The 22,515-nt window shown below is 67.2% G+C and carries 22 protein-coding genes; 20 read left to right on the top strand and 2 right to left on the bottom strand.

The features are described from left to right. Positions 1-9: 9 nt before the first annotated feature. The 19 genes from nuoG (at position 10) to JUB11_RS10670 (ending at position 19,845) form a co-directional block, all read left to right on the top strand. Positions 10-2,073 carry an NADH-quinone oxidoreductase subunit NuoG gene (gene nuoG / locus JUB11_RS10760; RefSeq protein ID WP_207458532.1) on the top strand — a complete coding sequence of 688 codons (2,064 nt, stop codon included), beginning with the start codon at positions 10-12 and terminating at the stop codon, positions 2,071-2,073. Further along, the gene (nuoH, locus tag JUB11_RS10755; protein ID WP_207458531.1) at positions 2,066-3,076 is read left to right on the top strand and encodes an NADH-quinone oxidoreductase subunit NuoH; all 1,011 of its coding nucleotides are present in this window, start codon (positions 2,066-2,068) and stop codon (positions 3,074-3,076) included. Before nuoG ends, nuoH begins: the two co-directional genes overlap by 8 nt. Before the next feature lie 110 nt (positions 3,077-3,186). Next, positions 3,187-3,675 (top strand): NADH-quinone oxidoreductase subunit NuoI, encoded by a 489-nt coding sequence (nuoI, locus tag JUB11_RS10750; protein WP_207458530.1) that lies wholly within the window; start codon positions 3,187-3,189, stop codon positions 3,673-3,675. Between the two features lie 21 nt (positions 3,676-3,696). Further along, positions 3,697-4,308, top strand: coding sequence for an NADH-quinone oxidoreductase subunit J (locus tag JUB11_RS10745; RefSeq protein WP_207458529.1), 612 nt, complete (start codon positions 3,697-3,699; stop codon positions 4,306-4,308). 1 nt (position 4,309) lies between these two features. Next, positions 4,310-4,618, top strand: a complete 309-nt coding sequence (gene nuoK / locus JUB11_RS10740; protein WP_207458528.1) for an NADH-quinone oxidoreductase subunit NuoK — start codon at positions 4,310-4,312, stop codon at positions 4,616-4,618. A gap of 9 nt (positions 4,619-4,627) precedes the next feature. After that, positions 4,628-6,727 (top strand): NADH-quinone oxidoreductase subunit L, encoded by a 2,100-nt coding sequence (nuoL, locus tag JUB11_RS10735; RefSeq protein WP_207458527.1) that lies wholly within the window; start codon positions 4,628-4,630, stop codon positions 6,725-6,727. A gap of 23 nt (positions 6,728-6,750) precedes the next feature. After that, positions 6,751-8,265, top strand: a complete 1,515-nt coding sequence (locus tag JUB11_RS10730; RefSeq protein WP_207458526.1) for an NADH-quinone oxidoreductase subunit M — start codon at positions 6,751-6,753, stop codon at positions 8,263-8,265. A 9-nt stretch (positions 8,266-8,274) separates the two neighbouring features. Next, positions 8,275-9,723 carry an NADH-quinone oxidoreductase subunit NuoN gene (gene nuoN / locus JUB11_RS10725; RefSeq protein ID WP_207458525.1) on the top strand — a complete coding sequence of 483 codons (1,449 nt, stop codon included), beginning with the start codon at positions 8,275-8,277 and terminating at the stop codon, positions 9,721-9,723. Next, positions 9,720-10,547 carry a biotin--[acetyl-CoA-carboxylase] ligase gene (locus JUB11_RS10720; protein WP_207458524.1) on the top strand — a complete coding sequence of 276 codons (828 nt, stop codon included), beginning with the start codon at positions 9,720-9,722 and terminating at the stop codon, positions 10,545-10,547. Before nuoN ends, JUB11_RS10720 begins: the two co-directional genes overlap by 4 nt. 1 nt (position 10,548) lies before the next feature. Further along, positions 10,549-11,322, top strand: coding sequence for a type III pantothenate kinase (locus JUB11_RS10715; RefSeq protein WP_207458523.1), 774 nt, complete (start codon positions 10,549-10,551; stop codon positions 11,320-11,322). Beyond that, the gene (locus JUB11_RS10710) at positions 11,319-13,016 is read left to right on the top strand and encodes a ribonuclease J (protein WP_207458522.1); all 1,698 of its coding nucleotides are present in this window, start codon (positions 11,319-11,321) and stop codon (positions 13,014-13,016) included. The genes JUB11_RS10715 and JUB11_RS10710 overlap by 4 nt, the downstream gene beginning before the upstream one ends. Positions 13,017-13,062: 46 nt before the next feature. Further along, a complete protein-coding gene (mce, locus tag JUB11_RS10705; RefSeq protein ID WP_207458521.1) occupies positions 13,063-13,467 on the top strand; it encodes a methylmalonyl-CoA epimerase in 405 nt (134 codons plus the stop codon). Between the two features lie 278 nt (positions 13,468-13,745). Further along, positions 13,746-14,000, top strand: coding sequence for a DUF1467 family protein (locus JUB11_RS10700; RefSeq protein WP_207458520.1), 255 nt, complete (start codon positions 13,746-13,748; stop codon positions 13,998-14,000). A 7-nt stretch (positions 14,001-14,007) separates the two neighbouring features. Continuing rightward, positions 14,008-14,607, top strand: a complete 600-nt coding sequence (locus JUB11_RS10695; protein ID WP_207458519.1) for a DNA-3-methyladenine glycosylase I — start codon at positions 14,008-14,010, stop codon at positions 14,605-14,607. A 420-nt stretch (positions 14,608-15,027) separates the two neighbouring features. Continuing rightward, positions 15,028-15,915, top strand: a complete 888-nt coding sequence (locus tag JUB11_RS10690) for a hypothetical protein (protein WP_207458518.1) — start codon at positions 15,028-15,030, stop codon at positions 15,913-15,915. Between the two features lie 19 nt (positions 15,916-15,934). Then, the gene (locus tag JUB11_RS10685) at positions 15,935-16,342 is read left to right on the top strand and encodes a hypothetical protein (protein WP_207458517.1); all 408 of its coding nucleotides are present in this window, start codon (positions 15,935-15,937) and stop codon (positions 16,340-16,342) included. 99 nt (positions 16,343-16,441) lie between these two features. Next, positions 16,442-17,755, top strand: a complete 1,314-nt coding sequence (gene proS, locus JUB11_RS10680; RefSeq protein ID WP_207458516.1) for a proline--tRNA ligase — start codon at positions 16,442-16,444, stop codon at positions 17,753-17,755. A 169-nt stretch (positions 17,756-17,924) separates the two neighbouring features. Beyond that, positions 17,925-19,172, top strand: coding sequence for a lipoprotein-releasing ABC transporter permease subunit (locus JUB11_RS10675; RefSeq protein ID WP_207458515.1), 1,248 nt, complete (start codon positions 17,925-17,927; stop codon positions 19,170-19,172). Next, positions 19,165-19,845 (top strand): ABC transporter ATP-binding protein, encoded by a 681-nt coding sequence (locus tag JUB11_RS10670; RefSeq protein WP_207458514.1) that lies wholly within the window; start codon positions 19,165-19,167, stop codon positions 19,843-19,845. Before JUB11_RS10675 ends, JUB11_RS10670 begins: the two co-directional genes overlap by 8 nt. Before the next feature lie 403 nt (positions 19,846-20,248). Here the strand turns inward: JUB11_RS10670 and JUB11_RS10665 are convergent, their stop codons facing one another. Beyond that, entirely contained in the window at positions 20,249-20,785 is a 537-nt protein-coding gene (locus JUB11_RS10665; RefSeq protein WP_207458513.1) for a GNAT family N-acetyltransferase, read from the bottom strand. A 113-nt stretch (positions 20,786-20,898) separates the two neighbouring features. On the opposite strand from JUB11_RS10665, the gene JUB11_RS10660 reads away from it, so the two are divergent. Beyond that, positions 20,899-21,756, top strand: a complete 858-nt coding sequence (locus tag JUB11_RS10660) for a dienelactone hydrolase family protein (RefSeq protein ID WP_207458512.1) — start codon at positions 20,899-20,901, stop codon at positions 21,754-21,756. Positions 21,757-21,775: 19 nt separating this feature from the next. On the opposite strand, the gene JUB11_RS10655 is transcribed toward JUB11_RS10660, so the two are convergent. Next, a complete protein-coding gene (locus JUB11_RS10655) occupies positions 21,776-22,393 on the bottom strand; it encodes a hypothetical protein (RefSeq protein ID WP_207458511.1) in 618 nt (205 codons plus the stop codon). Positions 22,394-22,515 lie beyond the last annotated feature (122 nt).

Here is a 22,515-nt window from a genome sequence, read left to right as displayed (position 1 = left end):
GCCCGGCAGATGCCGAAACTCACCATCGACGGGATCGAGATCGAAGTCGAGCCGGGCACCTCGATCCTGCAGGCCTGCGAGCAGCTCGGGATCGAGATCCCGCGCTTCTGCTACCACGAGCGCCTGAGCGTTCCGGCCAACTGCCGCATGTGTCTGGTGGAGATGGAGCGGGCGCCCAAGCCCGTCGCCGCCTGCGCCATGCCCTGCGCCGACAACATGGTCATCAAGACCAACAGCGAACTGGTCCATAAGGCCCGCAAGGGCGTCATGGAGTTCCTGCTGATCAATCACCCGCTGGACTGCCCGATCTGCGACCAGGGCGGCGAGTGCGATCTCCAGGACCAGGCCATGGCCTACGGGTTCGACCGCGGCCGCTACGGCGAGAACAAGCGCGCGGTCAAGGACAAGTACATGGGTCCGCTGATCAAGACGATCATGACCCGCTGCATCCACTGCACGCGCTGCATCCGCTTCTCCAACGAGATCGCCGGCGTGCCGGACCTCGGCGCGGTGCACCGCGGCGAGCACATGGAGATCACGACCTTCGTCGAGAAGGCCGTGGCGACAGAGCTGGCCGGCAACCTCGTGGACGTCTGCCCGGTCGGCGCCCTGACCTCCAAGCCCTACGCCTACACCTCGCGCCCCTGGGAACTCCGCAAGACGGAGACGGTGGACGTGATGGACGCGGTGGGCTCGAACATCCGCGTGGACACGCGCGGGTCCGAGGTCATGCGCGTCCTGCCGCGCGTCAACGAGGACGTGAACGAGGAGTGGCTGAACGACAAGTCGCGTTTCGCCTATGACGGGCTGAAGCGCCAGCGTCTCGACCGCCCCTACGTCCGCAAGGACGGCAAGCTGGTTCCGGCGAGCTGGGTCGAGGCCTTCCAGGCCGTCGCACAGAAGCTGAAGGGCACCTCGGGCGACCGCATCGCCGCCATCGCCGGCGACCTCGTCGACGTCGAATCGACACTGGCGCTGAAGGAGCTGATGACGGCTTTGGGTTCGGCGAACATCGACTGCCGCCAGGACGGCGCGCTGTTCGACACCTCCTCGCGCGCCGGCTACCTGTTCAACAGCACGATCGCCGGCGTCGAGCAGGCGGACGTGATCCTGCTGGTCGGGACCAACCCGCGCTGGGAAGGCTCCCTGATCAACGCGCGCATCCGCAAGCGCTACCTGCAGGGCGGTCTCCAGGTCGGGCTGATCGGCGAGAGCCGTGATCTGACCTACCCCTACGCCCATCTGGGCACGGGCGCCGACCTGCTGTCGGGCATCCTCGACGGCAGCCACGCCTTCGCCGAGACCCTGCGCAACGCCAAGCGGCCGATGCTGATCCTGGGCATGGGCGCCTTCCAGCGCGCCGATGCCCTGGCCATCCAGGCGGCGGCCCGCGCGGTCGCCGAAACCTTCAACATGATCGGCGAGGGCTGGAACGGATACAACGTGCTGCACACGGCCGCCGGCCGCGTCGGCGCGCTGGATGTCGGCTTCCTGCCGGGTCCGGGCGGCCGCGACCTCGCGGGCATCCTCGATGGTGCGTCCAACGGCGCCATCGACGTGGTCTACCTGCTGGGCGCGGACGAGATCGACATGGCCCGCCTCGGCAAGGCCTTCGTCATCTACCAGGGCCATCATGGCGACGCCGGGGCGCAGCGCGCCGACGTGATCCTGCCGGGCGCGGCCTACACCGAGAAGAACGCCCTCTACGTCAACACCGAGGGCCGCCCGCAGCTCGCGCGTCTCGCCACCTTCCCGCCTGGCGAGGCGCGGGAGGACTGGAAGATCCTGCGCGCGCTGTCCGAGCTTCTCGGCCACAAGCTGCCCTACGACAGCGTCATCCAGCTGCGCAAGCACCTGGCCGACGTGAACCCGATTTTCGCGAAGATCGGCGCGGTCACCCCGGCGGCCTGGGGCGGCTTCGGCCGGTCCGGCTCGCTGGACGCGGCCCCCTTCGTCTCGCCGGTCGCCAACTTCTACATGACCGACCCGATCAGCCGCGCCTCCATCACGATGGCGCGCTGCACCGAGACGCTCGTGCGACCCGCCCAGGAGAGGACCGGTACCCATGGCTGAGTTCTGGAGCGGCTTCCTTCTGCCGCTGATCATCATCGTCCTCAAGATCCTGGCGATCGTGGTGCCGCTGCTGGTGTCGGTGGCCTTCATGACCTACGCCGAGCGCAAGATCATGGGCGCCATGCAGCTCCGCCAGGGACCGAACGTGGTCGGTCCCTTCGGGCTCCTGCAGCCCTTCGCCGACGGCCTCAAGCTGTTCGCGAAGGAGCAGATCCTCCCGGCGGGCGCCAACCGCATCGTGTTCTACGCGGCGCCGATGCTGACCTTCTTCCTCGCCATCGTGGCCTGGGCGGTGATCCCGTTCGACTACGGCATGGCGCTGGCGGACATCAATGTCGGCATCCTCTACCTGCTCGCGATCTCCTCGCTCGGCGTGTACGGCGTGGTGATGGCGGGCTGGGCGTCGAACTCCCGCTACGCCTTCCTCGGCGCCTTGCGCTCGGCGGCGCAGATGGTGTCCTACGAGGTCTCCATCGGCCTCGTCATCATCACGGTGCTGCTCTGCGTCGGCTCGCTGAACCTTCAGGAGATCGTGCGGGCGCAGGAGACGGTGTGGTTCTGCATCCCGCTGCTGCCGATGTTCGTGATCTTCTTCATCTCGGCGCTGGCGGAAACCAACCGTTCGCCCTTCGACCTGCCGGAAGGCGAGTCGGAGCTGGTGGCGGGCTTCATGGTGGAATACAGCTCGGCTCCCTTCGCGCTCTTCTTCCTTGGCGAATACGCCAACATGATCCTGATGAGCGCGCTGACGAGCATCCTGTTCCTGGGCGGCTGGCTGCCCCCGCTGGACATCGCGCCGCTGAACTGGATCCCGGGCCCGATCTGGCTCTTCGCGAAGATCGCCTTCTGCCTCTTCGTGTTCGTGTGGGTCCGCGCCACGATGCCGCGCTACCGCTACGACCAGCTGATGCGGCTGGGCTGGAAGGTCTTCCTGCCCTTCTCGCTGCTGTGGGTCGTGCTGACCGCCGGCTTCCTGGTGTCGTTCGGCTTGCTGCCGCAGTAAGCGGAGCGACGAGACCGAGCGGGGCGGCACGGCCGCCCCGCGCCCTGAGATTTTGAGTGATTGCGGGCGCGCCCTCGCGCGGCGCCCGCCAGGAAGGAGACGAAGAGGCCATGGCGTTCCTCGACCGCGCGGCGCGCAGCCTGTTCCTGACCGAGCTGCTGGGCGGCCTGGGCCTGACCTTGCGCTACATGTTCAAGCCAAAGGTCACGCTGAACTACCCGTACGAGAAGGGGCCGATCAGCTCGCGCTTCCGGGGGGAGCACGTGCTGCGCCGCTACCCCGGCGGCGAGGAGCGCTGCATCGCTTGCAAGCTCTGCGAAGCGGTGTGCCCGGCGCTCGCCATCACCATCGAGGCCGAACCGCGTGACGACGGCAGCCGCCGCACCACGCGCTACGACATCGACATGACGAAGTGCATCTACTGCGGCCTGTGCCAGGAGGCCTGCCCGGTGGACGCCGTCGTCCTCGGTCCGAATTTCGAGTTCTCGACGGAAAACCGCGAAGAGCTTTTCTACAACAAGCAGAAGCTGCTGGCGAACGGCGACCGCTGGGAGGCGGAGATCGCCCAGAACCTGGCGGCCGAGGCCCCTTACCGGTAAGCGGAAGCGGAAAGTAACGACATGATCCAAGGCATCGCCTTCTACGTGTTCTCCGCGATCCTGCTGGCCTCCGGTGTGATGGTCATCTCCGCGCGGAACCCCGTCCATTCGGTCCTCTACCTGATCCTGGCCTTCTTCCAGGCGGCGGGGCTGTGCGTCCTTCTCGGCGCCGAGTTCATCGCGATGATCCTCATCATCGTGTATGTCGGCGCGGTCGCCGTTCTGTTCCTGTTCGTCGTCATGATGCTCGACATCAACTTCAAGGAATTCCGGCAGGGCACCATGCGGTACCTGCCCATCGGCGGCATCGTCGGGCTGATCCTGCTGGTCGAGCTGGCCGCCGTGCTCGGCGGCTGGGTCGTCTCGCCGGCCGCCCTTCAGGTGGCGGGCGCGCCCACGCCGGACTATGGCGCGGTGACCAACACCGAGGCGCTCGGCCAGCTGATGTACACCCACTACGTCTATCTGTTCCAAGCCTGCGGCCTGGTCCTGCTGATCGCCATGATCGGCGCCATCGTCCTGACCCTGCGTCAGCGCGAGGGCGTGCGCCGTCAGGACGTCGGCACCCAGCTCGCGCGCCGCCGCGAGGAGGTCGTCGCGATCCGCAAGGTGTCGAGCGGGGGAGGGCTCTGATATGGAAATCGGTCTCGGCCATTACCTGACGGTGTCGGGGATCCTGTTCACGCTCGGCGTGCTGGGGATCTTCCTGAACCGCAAGAACGTGATCGTCATCCTGATGTCGATCGAAATGATCCTGCTCGCGGTGAACCTGAATCTGGTCTCCTTCTCGGTCTTCCTGAACGACCTCGTCGGCCAGGTCTTCGCGATGATCATCCTGACCGTGGCCGCCGCCGAAGCGGCGATCGGCCTGGCCATCCTGGTGGTCTACTTCCGCAACCGCGGCTCGATCCGAGTCGAAGACATCAACCTGATGAAGGGCTGAGGCAGCGTCATGGAAGTGCTTGTCGTATTCCTCCCGCTGCTGGCTTTTCTGATCGCGGGTTCCATCGCCCTGTTCGGAGGCGCGCCCGCCGTGGCGGCGCCGGCCGGGCATGGGCACGATCACGGTCATCACGACCACCACAACCATCACAACCACGACGCCCACCATGCCGGGGACGACCATGTCCACCCGGCCGAGGAAGGCGACGACCATGATGACCACGGCCCGGTGGCCGGGCCGCCCACGGTCGGCGACCGCGTGGCCCAGCTCGTCACCACGGGCTCCGTGCTGATCTCGGCGCTCCTGTCCTGGGTTCTGTTCTTCGACGTCGCCGTCGGCGGCGATCCGCGGACCATCCACCTGATGACCTGGATCCAGAGCGGCACGCTCGACACCGCCTGGTCGCTGCGCATCGACCAGCTCACCGCCGTGATGCTGGTCGTGATCAACACCGTCTCGGCGATGGTGCATGTCTACTCCATCGGCTACATGGCCGAGGACCCGCAGAAGCCGCGCTTCATGGCGTACCTGTCGCTCTTCACCTTCTGCATGCTCATGCTGGTGACGGCCGACAACCTCGTGCAGCTCTTCTTCGGCTGGGAAGGCGTCGGTCTCGCGTCTTATCTGCTGATCAACTTCTGGTACGAGAAGCCCTCGGCGAACAACGCGTCGATGAAGGCCTTCCTCGTCAACCGCGTCGGCGACTTCGGCTTCGCGCTGGGCATCTTCGCGATCTTCGTGCTGACCGGCTCTGTGGTGTTCGACGAGATCTTCGCCCGCGTGCCGGAGATCGCCGGCCAGAGCATGACCTTCCTGAGCTGGGAGTTCCACGGCCTGACCGTCGCCTGCCTGCTGCTCTTCATGGGCGCCATGGGCAAGTCGGCGCAGCTCGGCCTGCACACCTGGCTGCCGGACGCGATGGAAGGCCCGACCCCGGTGTCGGCGCTCATCCACGCGGCCACGATGGTGACCGCCGGCGTCTTCATGCTGTGCCGCCTGTCGCCGGTGTTCGAGTACGCCCCCGTGGCCCTGTCGGTCGTCACCGTCGTCGGCGCGCTGACCGCCTTCGTCGCCGCGACGATCGGCATGACCCAGTACGACATCAAGCGCGTCATCGCCTATTCGACCATGAGCCAGCTCGGCTACATGTTCTTCGCCATCGGCGTCTCCGCCTATGGTGCCGCGATGTTCCACCTGTTCACGCACGCCTTCTTCAAGGCGCTGCTGTTCCTCGGCGCCGGCTCGGTCATCCACGCGATGCACCACGAGCAGGACATGCGCAAGATGGGCGGCATCTGGCGGAAGGTTCCCTTCACCTACGCGGTGATGTGGATCGGCAACCTGGCGCTCGCCGGCCTCCCGTTCTTCGCCGGCTACTTCTCCAAGGACATGATCCTGGAGGCGGCCTACGCCTCGCACAGCTCCTTCGGCCTGCTGGCCTTCTGGATCGGCATCGCCGCCGCCTTGATGACGGCCTTCTACTCCTGGCGCCTGCTGTTCCTGACCTTCCACGGCCAGACCCGCGCCGACCATCACACCTATGAGCACGCTCATGAGTCGCCGATGGTCATGCTGGTGCCGCTGGCCGTGCTGACGCTCGGGGCGCTCTTCTCGGGCATGCTGTTCGCGGGCTGGTTCGTAGGCGATCACCGGCTGGACTTCTGGGGCAAGGCGATCTTCGTCATGCAAGAGAACGACAGCATCGAGCACGCCCACCACGGCCTGCCGTTCTGGGTGCCGCTGGCCCCGATGGTCGTCGGGTTGATCGGCATCGGTCTCGCCTACCTCGCCTACATCGCCAATCCGGGCCTGCCGGGGCGGATCACCGCGACGCTCGGCGGCCTCTACCGCTTCGTCTACCGCAAGTGGATGTTCGACGAGCTGTACGACGCGTTGTTCGTCCGCCCGGCGAGCTGGCTCGGCCGTGGCCTGTGGAAGACCGGCGACGTCACGGTGATCGACGGCATGGGTCCGAACGGCCTTGCCGCGGCGACCCGCCTGATTTCCGCGCGGGCCAGCCTCCTGCAGTCCGGTTACGTCTATCACTACGCCTTCGCCATGGTGATCGGGGTCGTCGCCCTCATCGCCTGGCTGTCGCTGCGCGGTTGAGCGGTTGAGAGGGAAGAAGAAAAATGGCTAGCTGGCCGCTCCTGTCGTTCACGACATTCCTGCCGCTCATCGGCATCCTGCTGATCCTCCCGCTTCGCACCAGCGAGGCGGAGGCCGCACGCAACGCGCGTTACGTCGCCCTCTGGACGACGCTCGTCACCTTCGTGCTGTCGCTCTTCATCTGGGCCAACTTCGACCCGGCCAACCCCGGTTACCAGATGGTCGAGCGGGTGGACTGGATGCCGGAATTCGGCATCTCCTACCACATGGGCGTCGACGGCATTTCCGTGCTGTTCGTCATCCTCTCCACCTTCCTGATGCCGCTCTGCATCCTCTCGAGCTGGGAGGCCGTGCAGCACCGGGTCAAGGAGTACATGATCGCCTTCCTCGCGCTGGAAACCCTGATGATCGGGATGTTCTGCGCGCTGGACATGGTGCTCTTCTACATGTTCTTCGAAGGCGTCCTGATCCCGATGTTCCTGATCATCGGCGTCTGGGGCGGCGCGCGGCGCGTCTACGCGGCGTTCAAGTTCTTCCTCTACACGCTGCTCGGCTCCGTGCTGATGCTGCTGGCGATCCTGGCCATGTACTATGTGGCCGGCACCACCGACATCCCCACCATCACGGCGACCCAGTTCCCGCGCTCCATGCAGATGTGGCTGTGGCTGGCCTTCTTCGCTTCCTTCGCCGTGAAGGTGCCGATGTGGCCGGTCCACACCTGGCTGCCGGACGCCCACGTCGAGGCGCCGACCGCCGGTTCGGTGATCCTGGCGGGCGTGCTGCTGAAGATGGGCGGCTACGGGCTGCTGCGCTTCAACATCCCGATGATGCCGGAGGCGACGGAGTTCTTCACGCCGCTCGTCTACACCATGTCGGTCGTGGCCGTGATCTACACCTCGCTGGTGGCGCTGGTGCAGGAGGACATGAAGAAGCTGATCGCCTATTCGTCGGTCGCTCACATGGGCTTCGTCACCGTCGGTCTGTTCGCGCTGAACGAGCAGGGCATCGAGGGCGCCATCTTCCAGATGCTGTCGCACGGCGTGGTGTCGGGTGCGCTCTTCCTGTGCGTCGGTGTCGTCTATGACCGGCTGCACACCCGCGAGATCTCCCGCTACGGCGGCCTCGTGAAGAACATGCCGAAATACGCGGTCGTCTTCCTGTTCATGACCATGGCCTCGGTCGGCCTGCCCGGCACGGCCGGCTTCGTCGGCGAGTTCCTGGTGATGCTCGGCGCCTTCCGCGACAACACCTGGGTCGCGATGCTGATCGCCACCGGCATGGTGCTGGGCGCCGCCTACGCGCTGTGGCTCTTCCGCCGCGTGGTCTACGGCAAGCTGACGCGCGCCGACGTCCGCTCGATGGTCGACCTCACTCCGCGCGAGATCGCGATCTTCGTGCCGCTCGTCATCGTCGTCCTGTGGATGGGCGTCTATCCGAGCAGCTTCCTCGACATGACCTCGGCCTCGGTCGAGCAGTTGATCCAGACCTACCAGACCAAGCTGGCCGCGGCCGGCGACGTGTCCCTGGCCGCACGCTGAGGTTCCGACATGACCGCAACCTTCCCCGATATCTGGCCGGCGCTGCCGGAGATCTTCCTGGCGCTGTCCGGCATGGCGTTGCTGCTGATCGGCGTGTTCCGCGGCGACGGCTTCACGCGCGGCGTCTCCTACCTGACCGTCGTGGCCATGCTGCTCGCCGCCGTCCTGGCGATGGGCTACGGCAGCGGCCGCGTGGTCACCTTCAACGGCCTTTTCGTGATGGACGCCTTCGGCGTCTTCATGAAGGTGCTGGTGCTGGTCGCGGCCGCGCTCTGCGTCATGCTCTCGCTCTCCTTCAACGAGCGTGAGCAGATGGCCCGGTTCGAATACCCGGTCCTGATGCTCTTCTCGACCGTCGGCATGCTGATGATGGTGTCGGCCAACGACCTCATCTCTCTCTATGTCGGGCTGGAGACGCAGAGTCTTGCGCTCTACGTCATCGCGGCCTTCCGCCGCGACAACGCCAAGTCGTCGGAAGCCGGCCTCAAGTACTTCGTCCTCGGCGCGCTTTCCTCCGGCATGATGCTGTACGGCGCGTCGATGGTGTACGGCTTCGCCGGCACCACGGCCTTCGACCGCATCGCCATCCTGTTCGCGCAGGGTCAGGTCCCGTCCACGGGCGTGATCATCGGTCTCGTGTTCGTGATCGCCGGCCTGGCCTTCAAGGTGTCGGCCGTTCCCTTCCACATGTGGACGCCGGACGTCTACGAGGGCGCCCCGACCCCGGTCACCGCCTTCTTCGCCGCCGCCCCGAAGGTCGCCGCCGTGGCGCTCTTCACCCGCCTGCTGATCGAGCCGTTCGGCGACCTGATCCAGCAGTGGCAGCAGGTCGTCGTCGTCAGCTCCATCCTGTCGATGGCGCTCGGCTCCTTCGCGGCGATCAGCCAGACCAACATCAAGCGCCTGATGGCCTACAGCTCCATCGGCCATGTCGGTTACGCGCTGGTCGGACTGGCCGCCGGCACCGAGGAAGGCGTGCGCGGCGTGCTGATCTACATGGCGATCTACATCGTCATGAACGTCGGCACCTTCGCGGTCATCCTGTGCATGCGCCACCAGGGCCGGAACCTGGAGGAGATCAAGGACCTCGCCGGCCTGTCCCGCAGCAACCCGCTGCTGGCCGGCGCCATGGCGGTCTTCATGTTCTCCATGGCGGGCATCCCGCCGCTCGCCGGCTTCTTCAGCAAGCTCTACGTGTTCCTCGCCGCCATCGAGGCCGGGCTCTACACGCTGGCGGTGATCGGCGTGCTGACCAGCGTCGTCGGCGCCTACTACTACCTGCGCATCGTCAAGATCATGTATTTCGACGAGCCGGTGGAGAGCTTCGACAAGGTCAACGATGACGGCATGACCGCCATCTTGGTCGGCACCAGCCTGTTCACGCTGCTGTTCTTCGTCATCCCGGCTCCGATCCTGAACGGTGCCGCCGCCGCCGCGACCGCGCTGTTCGCGGGATGACCCAGTCCCGGTCGCCGGGGGAGGGCGTTCCGCGCCTTCCCCCGGGCTACTCGCTCAAGGCCTTCGACTCCGTCGGCAGCACGAACGACGAGGCGAAGGCCTTTGCGCGTCTGGGAGCCGCCGAAGGCACGGTCGTTTGGGCACGCCGCCAGGAAACCGGGCGCGGCCGGCGCGGCCGTGCCTGGAGTTCGCCCGAGGGCAATCTCTACAGCTCCATCGTTCTGCGCCCCGGCCGCCCGCCGGCTGAGGCCGCGCAGATTTCCTTCGTCGCCGCCCTCGCCATCGCGGAGACCGCCTCCTCCGTCCTGCCGGACGGCGCCGACGTCCGCTGCAAGTGGCCGAACGACGTGCTGATCCACGGCCGCAAGCTGTCCGGCATCCTCCTGGAATCGGAGCCGGCGCCCGACGGCGGGGTCGCCTGGGTGGTGCTGGGCGTCGGCATCAACCTGCGCCATTTTCCCGAAGGCACGGAATACCCCGTCACCTCGCTGGCCGCCGAGGGCGCTCCGCGGATCGAGCCCGCGGCCCTGCTGGAAATCTACGCCGCCAATCTGGCGCTCTGGTACCGACGCTGGCTGGAGGGCGGGTTCGCGCCCATCCGCGCCGCCTGGATCGAGCGGGCGACTGGGCTTGGCGCGCCGGTGGTGGTGCGTCTGTCGGACCGGACGCTCACCGGCGTCTTCGCCGATCTGGACAGCGACGGCGTTCTGTTGCTTGATCCCCTGAAGGAACGGGGGGAAGGGGCCGGAACTGGCCGCCTGCGCATCGCGGCTGGCGACGTGTTCTTCCCGAACCCGTCCTCTCCTGGTCCGGCGGAGTCCTGACATGCTGCTCGCAATCGATGCCGGCAACACGAACGTGGTGTTCGCGATCTACGACGGCGACCGCCAGCGCGGTCTGTGGCGCATCGGCACCGACCGCAACCGCACCGCCGACGAGTACATGGTCTGGCTGATCCAGCTCATGGGCCTGAAGGGGCTGAAGGCCGTGGACATTCACGGCGCGGTCATCGCCAGCGTCGTTCCGGGCGCGACCTTCAACCTCAAGCGGCTGTGCAAGGATCATTTCGGCTGCGAGCCGGTCATCGTCGGCCAGCCGGAGGTCGAACTCGGCACCCGCGCCCTGGTGGACAAGCCCGAGGAGGTCGGCGCCGACCGGCTCGTCAACACGGTGGCGGCCTTTGCCGCGCACAAATGCGCGATGATCGTCATTGATTTCGGAACGGCAACGACCTTCGACGTGGTGGACGAGGACGGCAACTACCGTGGCGGCGTGATCGCGCCGGGCCTGAACCTGTCGCTGGAGGCGCTGCAACTCGCCGCCTCCAAGCTGCCGCGCATCGAGATCGCGCAGCCGCCCAACGTCATCGGCACCAACACGATCGAATGCATGCAGTCTGGCATGTTCTGGGGCTATGTCGGGCTGATCGAAGGGCTGGTCTCGCGCATCCGTGCGGAGTTCGGCCGCCCGATGAAGGTCCTGGCGACCGGAGGTCTGGCTGTCTTTTTCGCCAAGGCCACCCATGTGATCGAACACACCGACAATGAGCTGACGCTTCGCGGGCTTCTCCAGATCCACAAACGCAACATGGGCCAATGACCGACTCCGCAAAGGATCTTCCCAGCGCCGGCTTCGCGCCGGAGGGCGACGCCCTCTTTTTCCTGCCGCTCGGCGGTTCGGGCGAAATCGGGATGAACCTCAATCTCTACGGCCACCGGGGCAAGTGGCTGATGGTGGATCTCGGCATCTCCTTCGCCGACGAGACCCTGCCGGGCCTCGACGTGCTGATGCCCGATCCGGCCTTCATCGTGGAGCGGAAGGACGATCTCGCCGGGCTGATCATCACCCACGCGCATGAGGATCATCTGGGCGCGGTCCAATACCTCTGGCCTCAGCTCGGCTGCCCGGTTTATTGCACCCCCTTCACGGCCAACGTGCTGCGGGCGAAGCTCCAGGAGCGCGGGCTCGCGTCGGCCGTGCCGATCGTCGAGGTGCCGCTGGGCGGTTCCGTCGAGGTCGGCCCCTTCCGGGTGGATTACCTGTCGGTCACCCACTCCGTTCCGGAGCCGAGTTCGCTGGTGATCCGCACCGCCGCCGGCACCGTGCTCCACACCGGCGACTGGAAGATCGATCCGGAGCCGCTGGTCGGTCCGAACTTCGAGGAGGACCGTTTCCGGCGGCTCGGCGACGAGGGCGTGCTGGCGCTGGTCGGCGACAGCACCAACGCGCTCCAGGCCGGCACCTCGGGGTCGGAGGCGATGGTGCGCGAGGCGCTGGTCGAGCTGATCGGGCAGCATCCCAAGGTCCGCATCGCGGTGAGCTGCTTCGCCACCAACGTCGCGCGGCTGGAGAGCATCGCCAGGGCGGCGGCCGCGCACGGCCGGCAGGTGGCGCTGGTCGGGCGTTCCCTGTGGCGCATCCATATGGCCGCCCGGCAGACCGGCTATCTCGCCGACCTGCCGCCCTTCCTGAGCGATCAGGAAGCGGCCATGCTGCCGCGCGAGAAGATCGTCCTGATCTGCACCGGCAGCCAGGGGGAGCCGCGCAGCGCGCTCGCCCGCATCGCCGCAGGGGACCACCCGACGGTGGAGCTCCAGCGCGGCGACGTGGTGGTCTTCTCCTCCCGCGAGATCCCCGGCAACGAACGGGCAATCGGCCGCGTGCAGAACCAGCTCGTGGCCCGCGGTGTCGAGCTTGTGACCGCCGACGATGCGCCGGTCCATGTTTCCGGCCACCCCGCGCGGGACGAGCTGGTGCAGATGTACCAGTGGGTGCGGCCGGCGCTCGCCGTGCCGGTCCATGGAGAACAGCGCCACCAGCTCGAACACGCGAAGCTGGCCATCGACTGCCAGGTTCCGGCCACGCTGGTGCCGTCCAACGGCGAGATCGTCCGGCTCGCCCCCGGGCCGGCGGAGGTGGTAGGCCATGTCCCCACGGGCCGCGTCGCGCTCGACGGCAAACGGCTGATCTCGGTCGAGAACACCGGCATCGTGCGGTCCCGTCAGCGGATCATCGGCAACGGCGCCGCCGTCGCCACGCTGGTTCTGAACGGCAAGGGGGAACTGGTGGCCGCACCCCAGGTCGCCGTCATGGGCGTGCTCGACGAGGCGAGCGAGCGCGACGCCCTGCTGGACGTCGTCGATGCCGTGCGCGAGTCGGTCGCGGAATTGCCCAAGACCGCACGGCTCGACGACGAGCAGGTGCGGCAGGCCGTGCGCATCGCGGTCCGCCGAACCTTGAACGCGTCGCACGGCAAGAAGCCGGTGACCGACGTCCATCTGGTCCGGGTCTGAGCGCAACGCCGGCGGTGCAAGCGCCGGAAGAGCAGGGGAGTGCAGCATGATCGGCCGTCTCAATCACGTTGCCATTGTCGTGCCGGATCTTCCGGCGGCCACGGCGCTCTACCGCGACACGCTCGGTGCCCGGGTGTCGGAACCGGCGGACCTGCCGGCCCACGGCGTCACCGTGGTGTTCGTGGAACTGCCGAACACGAAGATCGAACTGCTGCACCCGCTGGGGCCGTCCTCCCCGGTCGCCGCCTTCCTGGAGAAGAACCCCTCGGGTGGGATGCACCATGTCTGCTATGAGGTCGATGACATACTGGCCGCCCGGGACCGGCTGAAGGCGCGGGGAGCGCGGGTGCTCGGCGACGGCGAGCCGAAGATCGGCGCCCACGACAAGCCGGTGCTGTTCCTGCACCCGAAGGACTTCGCCGGGACTCTGGTGGAGCTGGAACAGGTGTGATCTGCCTCCGGGGACGGCGAACGGGGAAAAGCAAAGGCGCTGACTTGGATGGCCGTTCTCCTCCCTCTCCCCACCGGGGAGAGGGAGGGGCCCAGCCCTTACGGGCTGGGAAGGTGAGGGCCGGCGTCCATAGGACGCCGCAAAGGAGCCAAAGGCTCCTTTGACCAAATTTGCACCCTCACCCTGACCCTCTCCCGGGACGGGAGAGGGGATCGAGCCGCGCCGGTGCGGTTTCGCGCTGGCGGCGGCCACTGTGAACGACTTGAGGAGAGACCGAGGTGGGTTGGGTAAGCGGTATCGCGACGTACATCGTGGTTTGGTGGATCGTTCTGTTCGCCGTGCTGCCCTGGGGAGCGCAGGCACCGGAGACGCCCGAGCCCGGCATGGCCGACGGCGCGCCGGAGAGGCCGCGGATTCTGCTGAAGTTCGCTGTGACCAGCGTCGTCGCGCTGGTCGTGTGGTTCGGTATCTATCTGCTGGTGAATTCCGACCTGATCTCCTTCCGGGAGATGGCGAAGGGGCTGGCGAAGTGAGGGCGACGTGAGCCTCACCTACTGCGCGGCGGCGCCCGGCCACCCGTTCCACGGCCCTTATCACGACACGGAATACGGCTTCCCCAGCAGCGACGACCGCGTCCTGTTCGAGCGGCTGGTGCTGGAGATCAACCAGGCCGGCCTGTCCTGGCTGACCATCCTGAAGAAGCGCGACGCCTTCCGCGCCGCCTTCGAAGGGTTCGATATCGACCGGGTCGCCTCCTACGGCGAGGCGGAGAAGGCGCGCCTGCTCGGCGACCCCGGCATCATCCGCAACCGGCTGAAGGTCGAGGCCGCGATCGAGAACGCCCGCCGCATCGTCGCGCTGCGCGCGCAGCACGGCTCCTTTCACGGCTGGCTGCGCGCGCACCATCCCCTGAGCAAGGCCGAGTGGGTCCGTCTGTTCAAGCGCACCTTCCGCTTCACCGGCGGCGAGATCGTGGGCGAGTTCCTGATGAGCCTCGGCTACCTGCCGGGAGCCCACCAGCCCGACTGCCCGGTCTGGACCAAGCTGGAAGCGCAGAGTCCCCCGTGGCTCGAAGCAAAGCGGCAGGGATTTACTGGTTACGATGCCTCAATATGTAGCAAAGAAGAGCAAAACAAGTAATCAAACGCACGAATAATAGGCAAAAGCCGGAAAATATTACGAAACCGCGTAGGTAACCCGGATTTACTGTTGCCACGCCGGGCCGGCCGGGAGCACACTTCCAATCAGTGATGAGGGGAGCGTTGCTCCTCTTCTCCGACTCCTGGTGGCGATTCCTCCCTAGCCTTGGGCCGCGCGGCAATGCTCGCGCGGCCTTTCTTTTTGGCGGAATTCCGGAAAGGATGCGCCTGTGCGCCGGATGGAAGATTTCGAAGAGGTTTTCCGCCTGAGTTAACGGTTTACTCGGCATTGCTGCTTTTAATATGGAAACAGGGACGGGCGCGGAGCCGGTGCTTCGCGGTGCCCTGTAGCATGCGCCGCCCGGGCGGAGGCCCGGCGGGTGGCGCGGCCCCGAAGCGAACAGTCGAGACCGAGGCGACGATGACCGCGAACGAGAACGAGCGCTTCGATCAATTCGCGGCGGTGCTGCTGACCGAGTTGCTGGACCGCACCCGCAAGAACATGGAACTGCTGTCGCCCGAGCAGCAGCCCGCCTCCCTGCTGCCCTTCGCGCTCACGCCCGCCTTCCAGGATCTCTACGCCGAAGTGGTGCGCGTCGGCATCTTTCCCGTCGTGCTGAGCCGCCGCCCGGTGCGCGCCATCGTCGGCGACGTCGATTGGGCGCAGGAGGGGCGCGAGTACCTGCTCACCGTGCTGGACGACCGCTCCAACCCGATCTTCACCGCCTGGGACTATGCCTGGGACGCCCTGTGGGACGAGCGGCGGGTGACCGTCGAGGGCGGCACCGGCGCCGCGCCCGCCAAGAAGAAGGGCTTCTTCAGCTCCCTTTTCGGCCGCAGGGGCAAGAACAAGGGGAATGAGAAACCGTCGGAGGAGACCGGGGAAAGCGTGCTCGCCGGCCTCTACACGATGCTGGGCGAACTGGCGGAGAAGCGCGGCTTTCTCCCGCTGTTTCCCGACGACCTGAAGGTGATGAAGGGGCTCGTGCGCGTGAAGCCGCCCCGGATCTTCCAGGCCTGGAAGGAAATCAACCAGTACCACCACCAGGAATTCCTGCTGTCCGGGCTCGACCAGGCCAAGCCGGGCGTGACGTCGGAATGCCTTCAGAAATGGCACTACACCCTGCCCGACCGCATCGGGGAGTTCCTGGTGCTGAAGGCCGCGGTGGACCTGGAGCACTTGAACAAGGCCTTCATCGGCAAATACATCCGCCAGTCCGCCCGTACGCAGGAGGAGGCGGAGAAGAACATGCCCTATCTGGCGATCTACTGGAAAAGCATGCGCAACCAGGCCACCGTGCCGGCCTGACCAACATAAGGGGAAAGCGGTGCGGCTCCGGACGACACTCCTGCTTGGCGCGCTGGGCTTGCCCGCGCTGGCGGCCTTTCCCGGCGCCGCGCCGGCGCAGATCGACCTGGGCGCCTGCCGGTACCTGACGCATCACCGCCCGGCCCCGGACGTCGATTACGTGCCCGGCGTGGACGCGCAGGGCCGGGCCGTCGTCCCGGCGGACCTGCCGGGCTCGGCCGCCGTGGCACCGGTGCAGCGCCTCGACATTCCCCTGACCGTCGGCATCGCCCGCCGCCTCGGCTATCCGGTGCCGTCCGGCGGCCTCCCTCCGGGAGCGGAGATCGGCACGCTGACGCTCGACCGCGACCGGCTGTATTTCAACGGCCAGCCGCTGGGTGCCGCGCGCGAGGCGCAGCTCTACGCGCTCTGCCGGGCGCCCGGCTAGCCGCCGCAGGGGACGCGAGGATGGACAAGTCCGGGCGTCCTTCCTAAAGTCCGACACCCGATTTCCGGATCACCTGTCCTCGCAAACGAGAGCAAAGCCATGCGGCTGTCCCGCTTCTTCCTGCCGACCCTCAAGGAAACGCCGACCGAGGCGCAGATCGTCTCCCACCGCCTGATGCTGCGCGCCGGCATGATCCGCCAGACGAGCGCCGGCATCTACGCCTGGCTGCCGCTCGGCTACCGCGTGCTCCGCAAGATCGAGCAGCTCGTCCGCGAGGAGCAGGACGCCGCGGGCGCGCAGGAGCTGCTGATGCCGACCATCCAGTCGGCGGAGCTGTGGAAGGAAAGCGGCCGTTACGACGATTACGGCAAGGAGATGCTGCGCATCACCGACCGCCACGACCGCGAGATGCTGTTCGGCCCGACGAACGAGGAGATGATCACCGACATCTTCCGCAGCTTCGTGAAGAGCTACAAGCAGCTGCCGCTGAACCTCTACCACATCCAGTGGAAGTTCCGGGACGAGATCCGGCCGCGCTTCGGCGTCATGCGCGGGCGCGAGTTCCTGATGAAGGACGCCTACAGCTTCGACATCGACCCGGACAGCGCCAAGCGCGCCTACCACAAGATGTTCCTGGCCTACCTGCGCACCTACGCCCGCATGGGGCTGAAGGCCATCCCGATGCGCGCCGACACCGGCCCCATCGGCGGTGACTTCAGCCACGAGTTCATCATCCTGGCCGAGACGGGCGAAAGCGGTGTCTTCTGCCACAAGGACTGGCTGGACCTCGACGTGCTGAAGGACGCGCCGGGCACGGACGACGACCTCCAGGCCTTCTTCGACAAGTACACCTCCATCTACGCGGCGACCGACGAGAAGCACGACCCGGCCAACTGCCCGGTTCCGGAGAGCGATCTGGTCTCGGCCCGCGGCATCGAGGTCGGCCACATCTTCTACTTCGGCACCAAATACTCCAAGGCCATGAACGCCACGGTCACCGGCCCGAACGGCGAGCAGGTTCCGGTGGAGATGGGCTCCTACGGCATCGGCGTGTCGCGCCTGATGGCCGGCATCATCGAGGCGAGCCATGACGAGAACGGCATCATCTGGCCGGACGCCGTGGCGCCCTTCCGCGTGGGGTTGGTCAACCTGAAGGCCGGCGACGCCGAGACCGACCGCGTCTGCCAGGAGATCTACGACGCGCTCGAGGTGAAGGGCGTGGACGTGCTGTACGACGACACCGACGAGCGTCCGGGCGTGAAGTTCGCCAACATGGACCTGATCGGCCTGCCCTGGCACCTCGTCGTCGGCCCGCGCGGTCTGAAGAACGGTGTGGTGGAGCTGAAGCGCCGCGCCACCGGCGAGCGCGAGGAGCTGTCGGTCGAGAGCGCGCTGGCCAAGCTGACGGCCTGAGCGCCGCCGGGACCATCCGCATCGGAAACGCGCCGGCAGGTCCGGCGCGTTTTTCGTATGGCCTTATCGCCCCGCTTCCGCCTTTAAGCCGCCTTTTCCTGGCCGGAGCTTGGCCCTATGGTGCGGGCGCGCCGGTCGGCGCAGGTGCCGTTTTCCCCGAGGCTTTTGCATGATCTTCTCCGCCTTCGAACGCATGGTCGCGATGCGCTATCTCCGGGCGCGCCGGCAGGAAGGGTTCATTTCGGTCATCGCCGCCTTCTCGCTGCTGGGCATCGGGCTCGGCGTGGCGACGCTGATCATCGTCATGGCGGTGATGAACGGTTTCCGGGCCGAGCTGCTGGGCCGCGTGCTCGGGCTGAACGGGCATCTGAACGTCTATTCGTCGCGCGGCGGGCCGCTGGTCGATTTCGACGCGCTGGCCGACGTGCTGCGCGGCACGCCGGGGGTGATCACGGTCACCCCCACGGTGGAGGGGCAGGCCCTGCTCTCGGTGCGGGGTGTCGCCTCGGGTGCGGTGGTGCGCGGCGTGCGGCCGGAGGATTTCAGTGTCCGCCCGACCCTGTCGCAGAACATCGTCCGCGGCTCCGTGCAGGATTTCGGCGAGGACCGCGTCGCCATCGGCGTGCGCATGGCGCAACGGCTCGGCCTCTCGGTCGGCGACCAGATCACGCTCATCGCCCCGCAGGGCAACGTGACCGCCTTCGGCACCGTGCCGCGCATGCGCAGCTATCCCGTCGGCGCGATCTTCGACGTGGGCATGTTCGAATACGACAACAGCTTCGTCTTCATGCCCCTGCCGGAGGCGCAGGCCTTCTTCCGGCTGCCCGACGCGGTCAGTTCGCTGGAGGTGTTCGTCCAGGACCCGACGCAGATCCAGGGCGCGCGCGCGTCGATCCAGAACGCCGTGGCCGGGCAGGGGCGGGTGGTGGACTGGCAGCAGTCCAACGCCAGCTTCTTCACGGCGCTCCAGGTCGAGCGCAACGTGATGTTCCTGATCCTGTCGCTGATCATCACGGTGGCTGCCTTCAACATCATCTCCAGCCTGATCATGCTAGTGAAGGACAAGGGGCGGGACATCGCCATCCTGCGCACCATGGGGGCCTCGCGCGGGATGATCATGCGGATCTTCTTCCTCGCCGGGGCCAGCGTCGGGGTGACGGGGACGGTCTTCGGGCTGATCCTCGGCGTCTCCTTCGCCCTGAACATCGAGACGATCCGCCAGGTCATCCAGACGCTGACCGGCACGAACCTCTTCTCGGCCGAGATCTATTTCCTGTCGCAGCTTCCCGCGAAGATCGAGTGGGACGAGGTGCTGCATGTGGCGCTGCTCGCCCTCGGCCTGTCCTTCGCCGCCACGATCTACCCGTCCTGGCGCGCCGCCCGGCTCGATCCGGTGGAGGCGCTGCGCTATGAGTGAGACGATGCTGGAACTCTCGAACATCGTGCGCAGCTTCGAGCAGGCGGGGACCCGCCTGGACGTGCTGCGCGGTGCCGCCCTGACCGTGCGGGCCGGCGAACTGGTGGCGCTGGTCGGCCCGTCGGGCGCGGGCAAGTCCACGCTGCTGCACATCGCCGGCCTGCTGGAGCGGCCAACCAGCGGCACCGTGCGCATCGGCGGCACCGACGTGTCCACGCTGGATGACGCCAAGCGCACCGAGGTGCGCCGCCGCTCCGTCGGCTTCGTCTACCAGTTCCATCACCTGCTGCCGGAATTCTCGGCACTGGAGAACATCGTCCTGCCGCAGATGATCGCCGGCGTCGCGCGCCGCGAGGCGGCCAAACGCGCGGCCGAGCTGCTGCGCATGGTCGGGCTGGAGGCGCGCGGCGACCACCGCCCGGCCCGCCTGTCCGGCGGCGAGCAGCAGCGCGTCGCCATCGCCCGCGCGCTCGCCAACGCGCCGGGCCTGCTGATCGCCGACGAGCCGACGGGCAACCTCGACCCCAACACGGCCGAGGGCGTCTTCTCCATGCTGACCAATCTCGTCCGCCAGTCCCGCGTCGGCGCCCTCGTCGCCACCCACAACCTCGACCTCGCCCGGCGCATGGACCGCGTGCTGGAAATGCGCGACGGCCTGCTGGTGGAGCATTGAGGGGGCAGTCAGTGGCTTTCTCCCCCTGGGGCTGTGTTGGTTATAAAAACCACTTACACGTCATCCCCGCGAAAGCGCATGGGCGCTAACTTTGACGGCCGTTTTCTCCCTCTCCCCGCTGGGGAGAGGGCGGGGCCCAGCCCGCCAGGGCTGGGAGGGTGAGGGGGACCGCGATTGCCGAACGCAAATGTTCCCCTGCAACCCCCTCACCCTAACCCTCTCCCCAAGGGGAGAGGGGATTAAGTTAGCCCCTATGCGCGAAAGCGGGGATCCAGGCTTTCCCAAAACAGCACGTGACGGCAAGTTCTGGACCCCCGATTTCGCGGGGATGACGGAGTAGTGCTGAAATACTGTTGGTAGTTTCTGGCAGGAATAGCGGTCCCGGCATTTTGCCAACCGGCGGCTATCTCGGCTCCTTCCCTTCAAACCCCTCGCGCATCGCCTCATACACCTTGCACGGCTCGCCCAAATAGTCGCCGTCGCCCGCAAACCGCAGGCCGGCCTTTTCGGCGACGCGGAAGGACTGGATGTTCTCGGGGTGGACGGTCGCGATGACCCTGTCCAGTCCGACGGTGACGAAGGCATGGCGCAGCAGGGCCGCGGCCGCTTCCGGGGCGTAGCCCTTGCCCCAGTCGGACGGCACGATGCGCCAGCCGATCTCGATGTCGGACCCGGGAGCGTCGTCGCAGGGGACGAGCGAGACCCAGCCGATGAGGCGGTCCGGTTCCGCCCTGGCGAAGACCGACCAGTAGCCGAGTCCCGGCGGGTGGGTCTCCTCCATGCGGCGGGCCAGCTCCTCGCGGTAGGCCACGGGGTCATCCGGCATCCCGCCGACGAAGGCCATCACCACCGGGTCGGAGTTCATGGCGAGGCAGGCGTCGAAATCCTGCATCCCGCGCGGGCGCAGGATGAGCCGGGCCGTCACGATGGTCGCAAGCACGATCGCGTCTCCCCGCTCCTGCTTTCGTGCGGCTTCGGCCTGACCGTCCGCGCCGTTGCCGCCCTGTTTTCCCTCATGCACACTCCCCCGCAAAACGGGCAGACGAGGGACGCATGGACCAGAGGATCATAGAGCTTTACGACGAATACACCCACAAGCCGCTGCCGCGCCGGGTGTTCCTCGAACGTCTGGCGGTGCTGGCGGGCGGTGTCGCCGCCGTGCCCGCGATCCTCGCCGGGCTGGAGCCCAACTACGCCTTCGCCGCCCAGGTGCCGCCGGACCATTCCGACATCACGGCCGAGAGGGTCAATTACCAGGGCGCCACCGGCACCGTTCAAGGCTACCTCGCGCGCCCGAAAATGGCGGAGCAGGCGCCGGCCGTCGTCGTCATCCACGAGAACCGCGGTCTCAACCCCTACATCCAGGACGTGACGCGCCGGCTGGCGCTGGCGGGCTTCGTGGCGCTGGCGCCCGACCTGCTGTCGCCGCTCGGCGGCACGCCGGAGAATCCGGACGAGGCCCGCGACAGGATCGGCAAGCTCGACATGGACAAGGCGGTGAACGACGCCGTCGGCGCCATGAGTCACCTCATGGCCTATCGCTATTCCAACGCCAAGGTGGGTGCCGTGGGCTTCTGCTGGGGCGGCGCCATGGTCAACCAGCTCGCCATCAAGGCGCCCGACCTGAAGGCCGGGGTCGCCTTCTACGGCCGCACGCCGGACCCGGCGGAGGTCGGCTCGATCCGCGCGCCGCTGATGCTGCACTACGCCGGGCTGGACCAGCGCGTGAACGAGTCGGTGCCGGCCTACGAGGAGGCGCTGAAAAAGGCCGGCGTCGATTACCAGGTGCTGATGTACGAGGGCGTGAACCACGCCTTCCACAACGACACCTCGGCCGAACGCTACAACCGCGAGGCCGCCGAGCTGGCCTGGTCGCGCACGGTGGAGTTCCTGAAGAAGAACCTCGCCTGAGCGAGCGGGCGGATGCCGCTCATTCCTCCGTGTGGAGGATGCGGCACTCGTCCAGCGCGTTGATCGCCCAGAGCGAGCCGGACAGGTTCAGGTCGGACACCGGCTTGTCCAGCAGGTCGCTTTCCAGCGTCACGCTCTTGGAGGAGGCGAAGGGGTCGAGCACGTCGTAATAGGCGGGAAGCTCGACCGGCACCAGCACCCGCCCGTCGGGCAGGGGGCGCGCCTCCAGCGCCATCTTCCCGCCGCCCTCGAAGGTGGCCGTCAGCTTCGCCTTGTCCTCGGCCGGGTCGCTGCCGGCCGCCCCGCGCACCAGCATGGCGGCTTCGTCCGCCGTGGCGCGGAAGGAGAGGCGGGGCAGGGCCTCGCCCTTGGGCGTGGCCAGGCAATAGGCGGCGGACCCGTTGAGCGCGGGATGGGCGCGGACCACCCAGCCCTTGTTCTGCGCGACGATCTCGCCCGTCCCTTCGGCCTGGGCGGGCTGAAGCGTGGAGGTGGCGAGAACAGGTGCAGCGGCAAGCGTTGTCACCGGCGCCCCCGGTCCCGCGTCCGGCCCGGTCCCCGTCGTCTGGCAGGCGGCGAGCGCCGCGCCCATCAGGGCGAGGGCGGCAAGCGCGCGCGGCGCCGGGTGTCGGCTCATCGAACTCCTCGCGTCCTGTGGAAGGCTCTATCCATTTGGATAGCAGAAACGGTCCCCGACGGCGAATCACTCCGAACGTTTTGGCTGTTGCATCGGAGGGGCCGGATGGGCGACCACTAGGA

It is taken from the genome of Azospirillum sp. SYSU D00513, assembly GCF_017356015.1.
Classification (GTDB): domain Bacteria; phylum Pseudomonadota; class Alphaproteobacteria; order Azospirillales; family Azospirillaceae; genus Azospirillum.
Note: the sequence above shows the minus strand (reverse complement) of the source record. Positions and strands in the feature narration are given on the sequence as shown.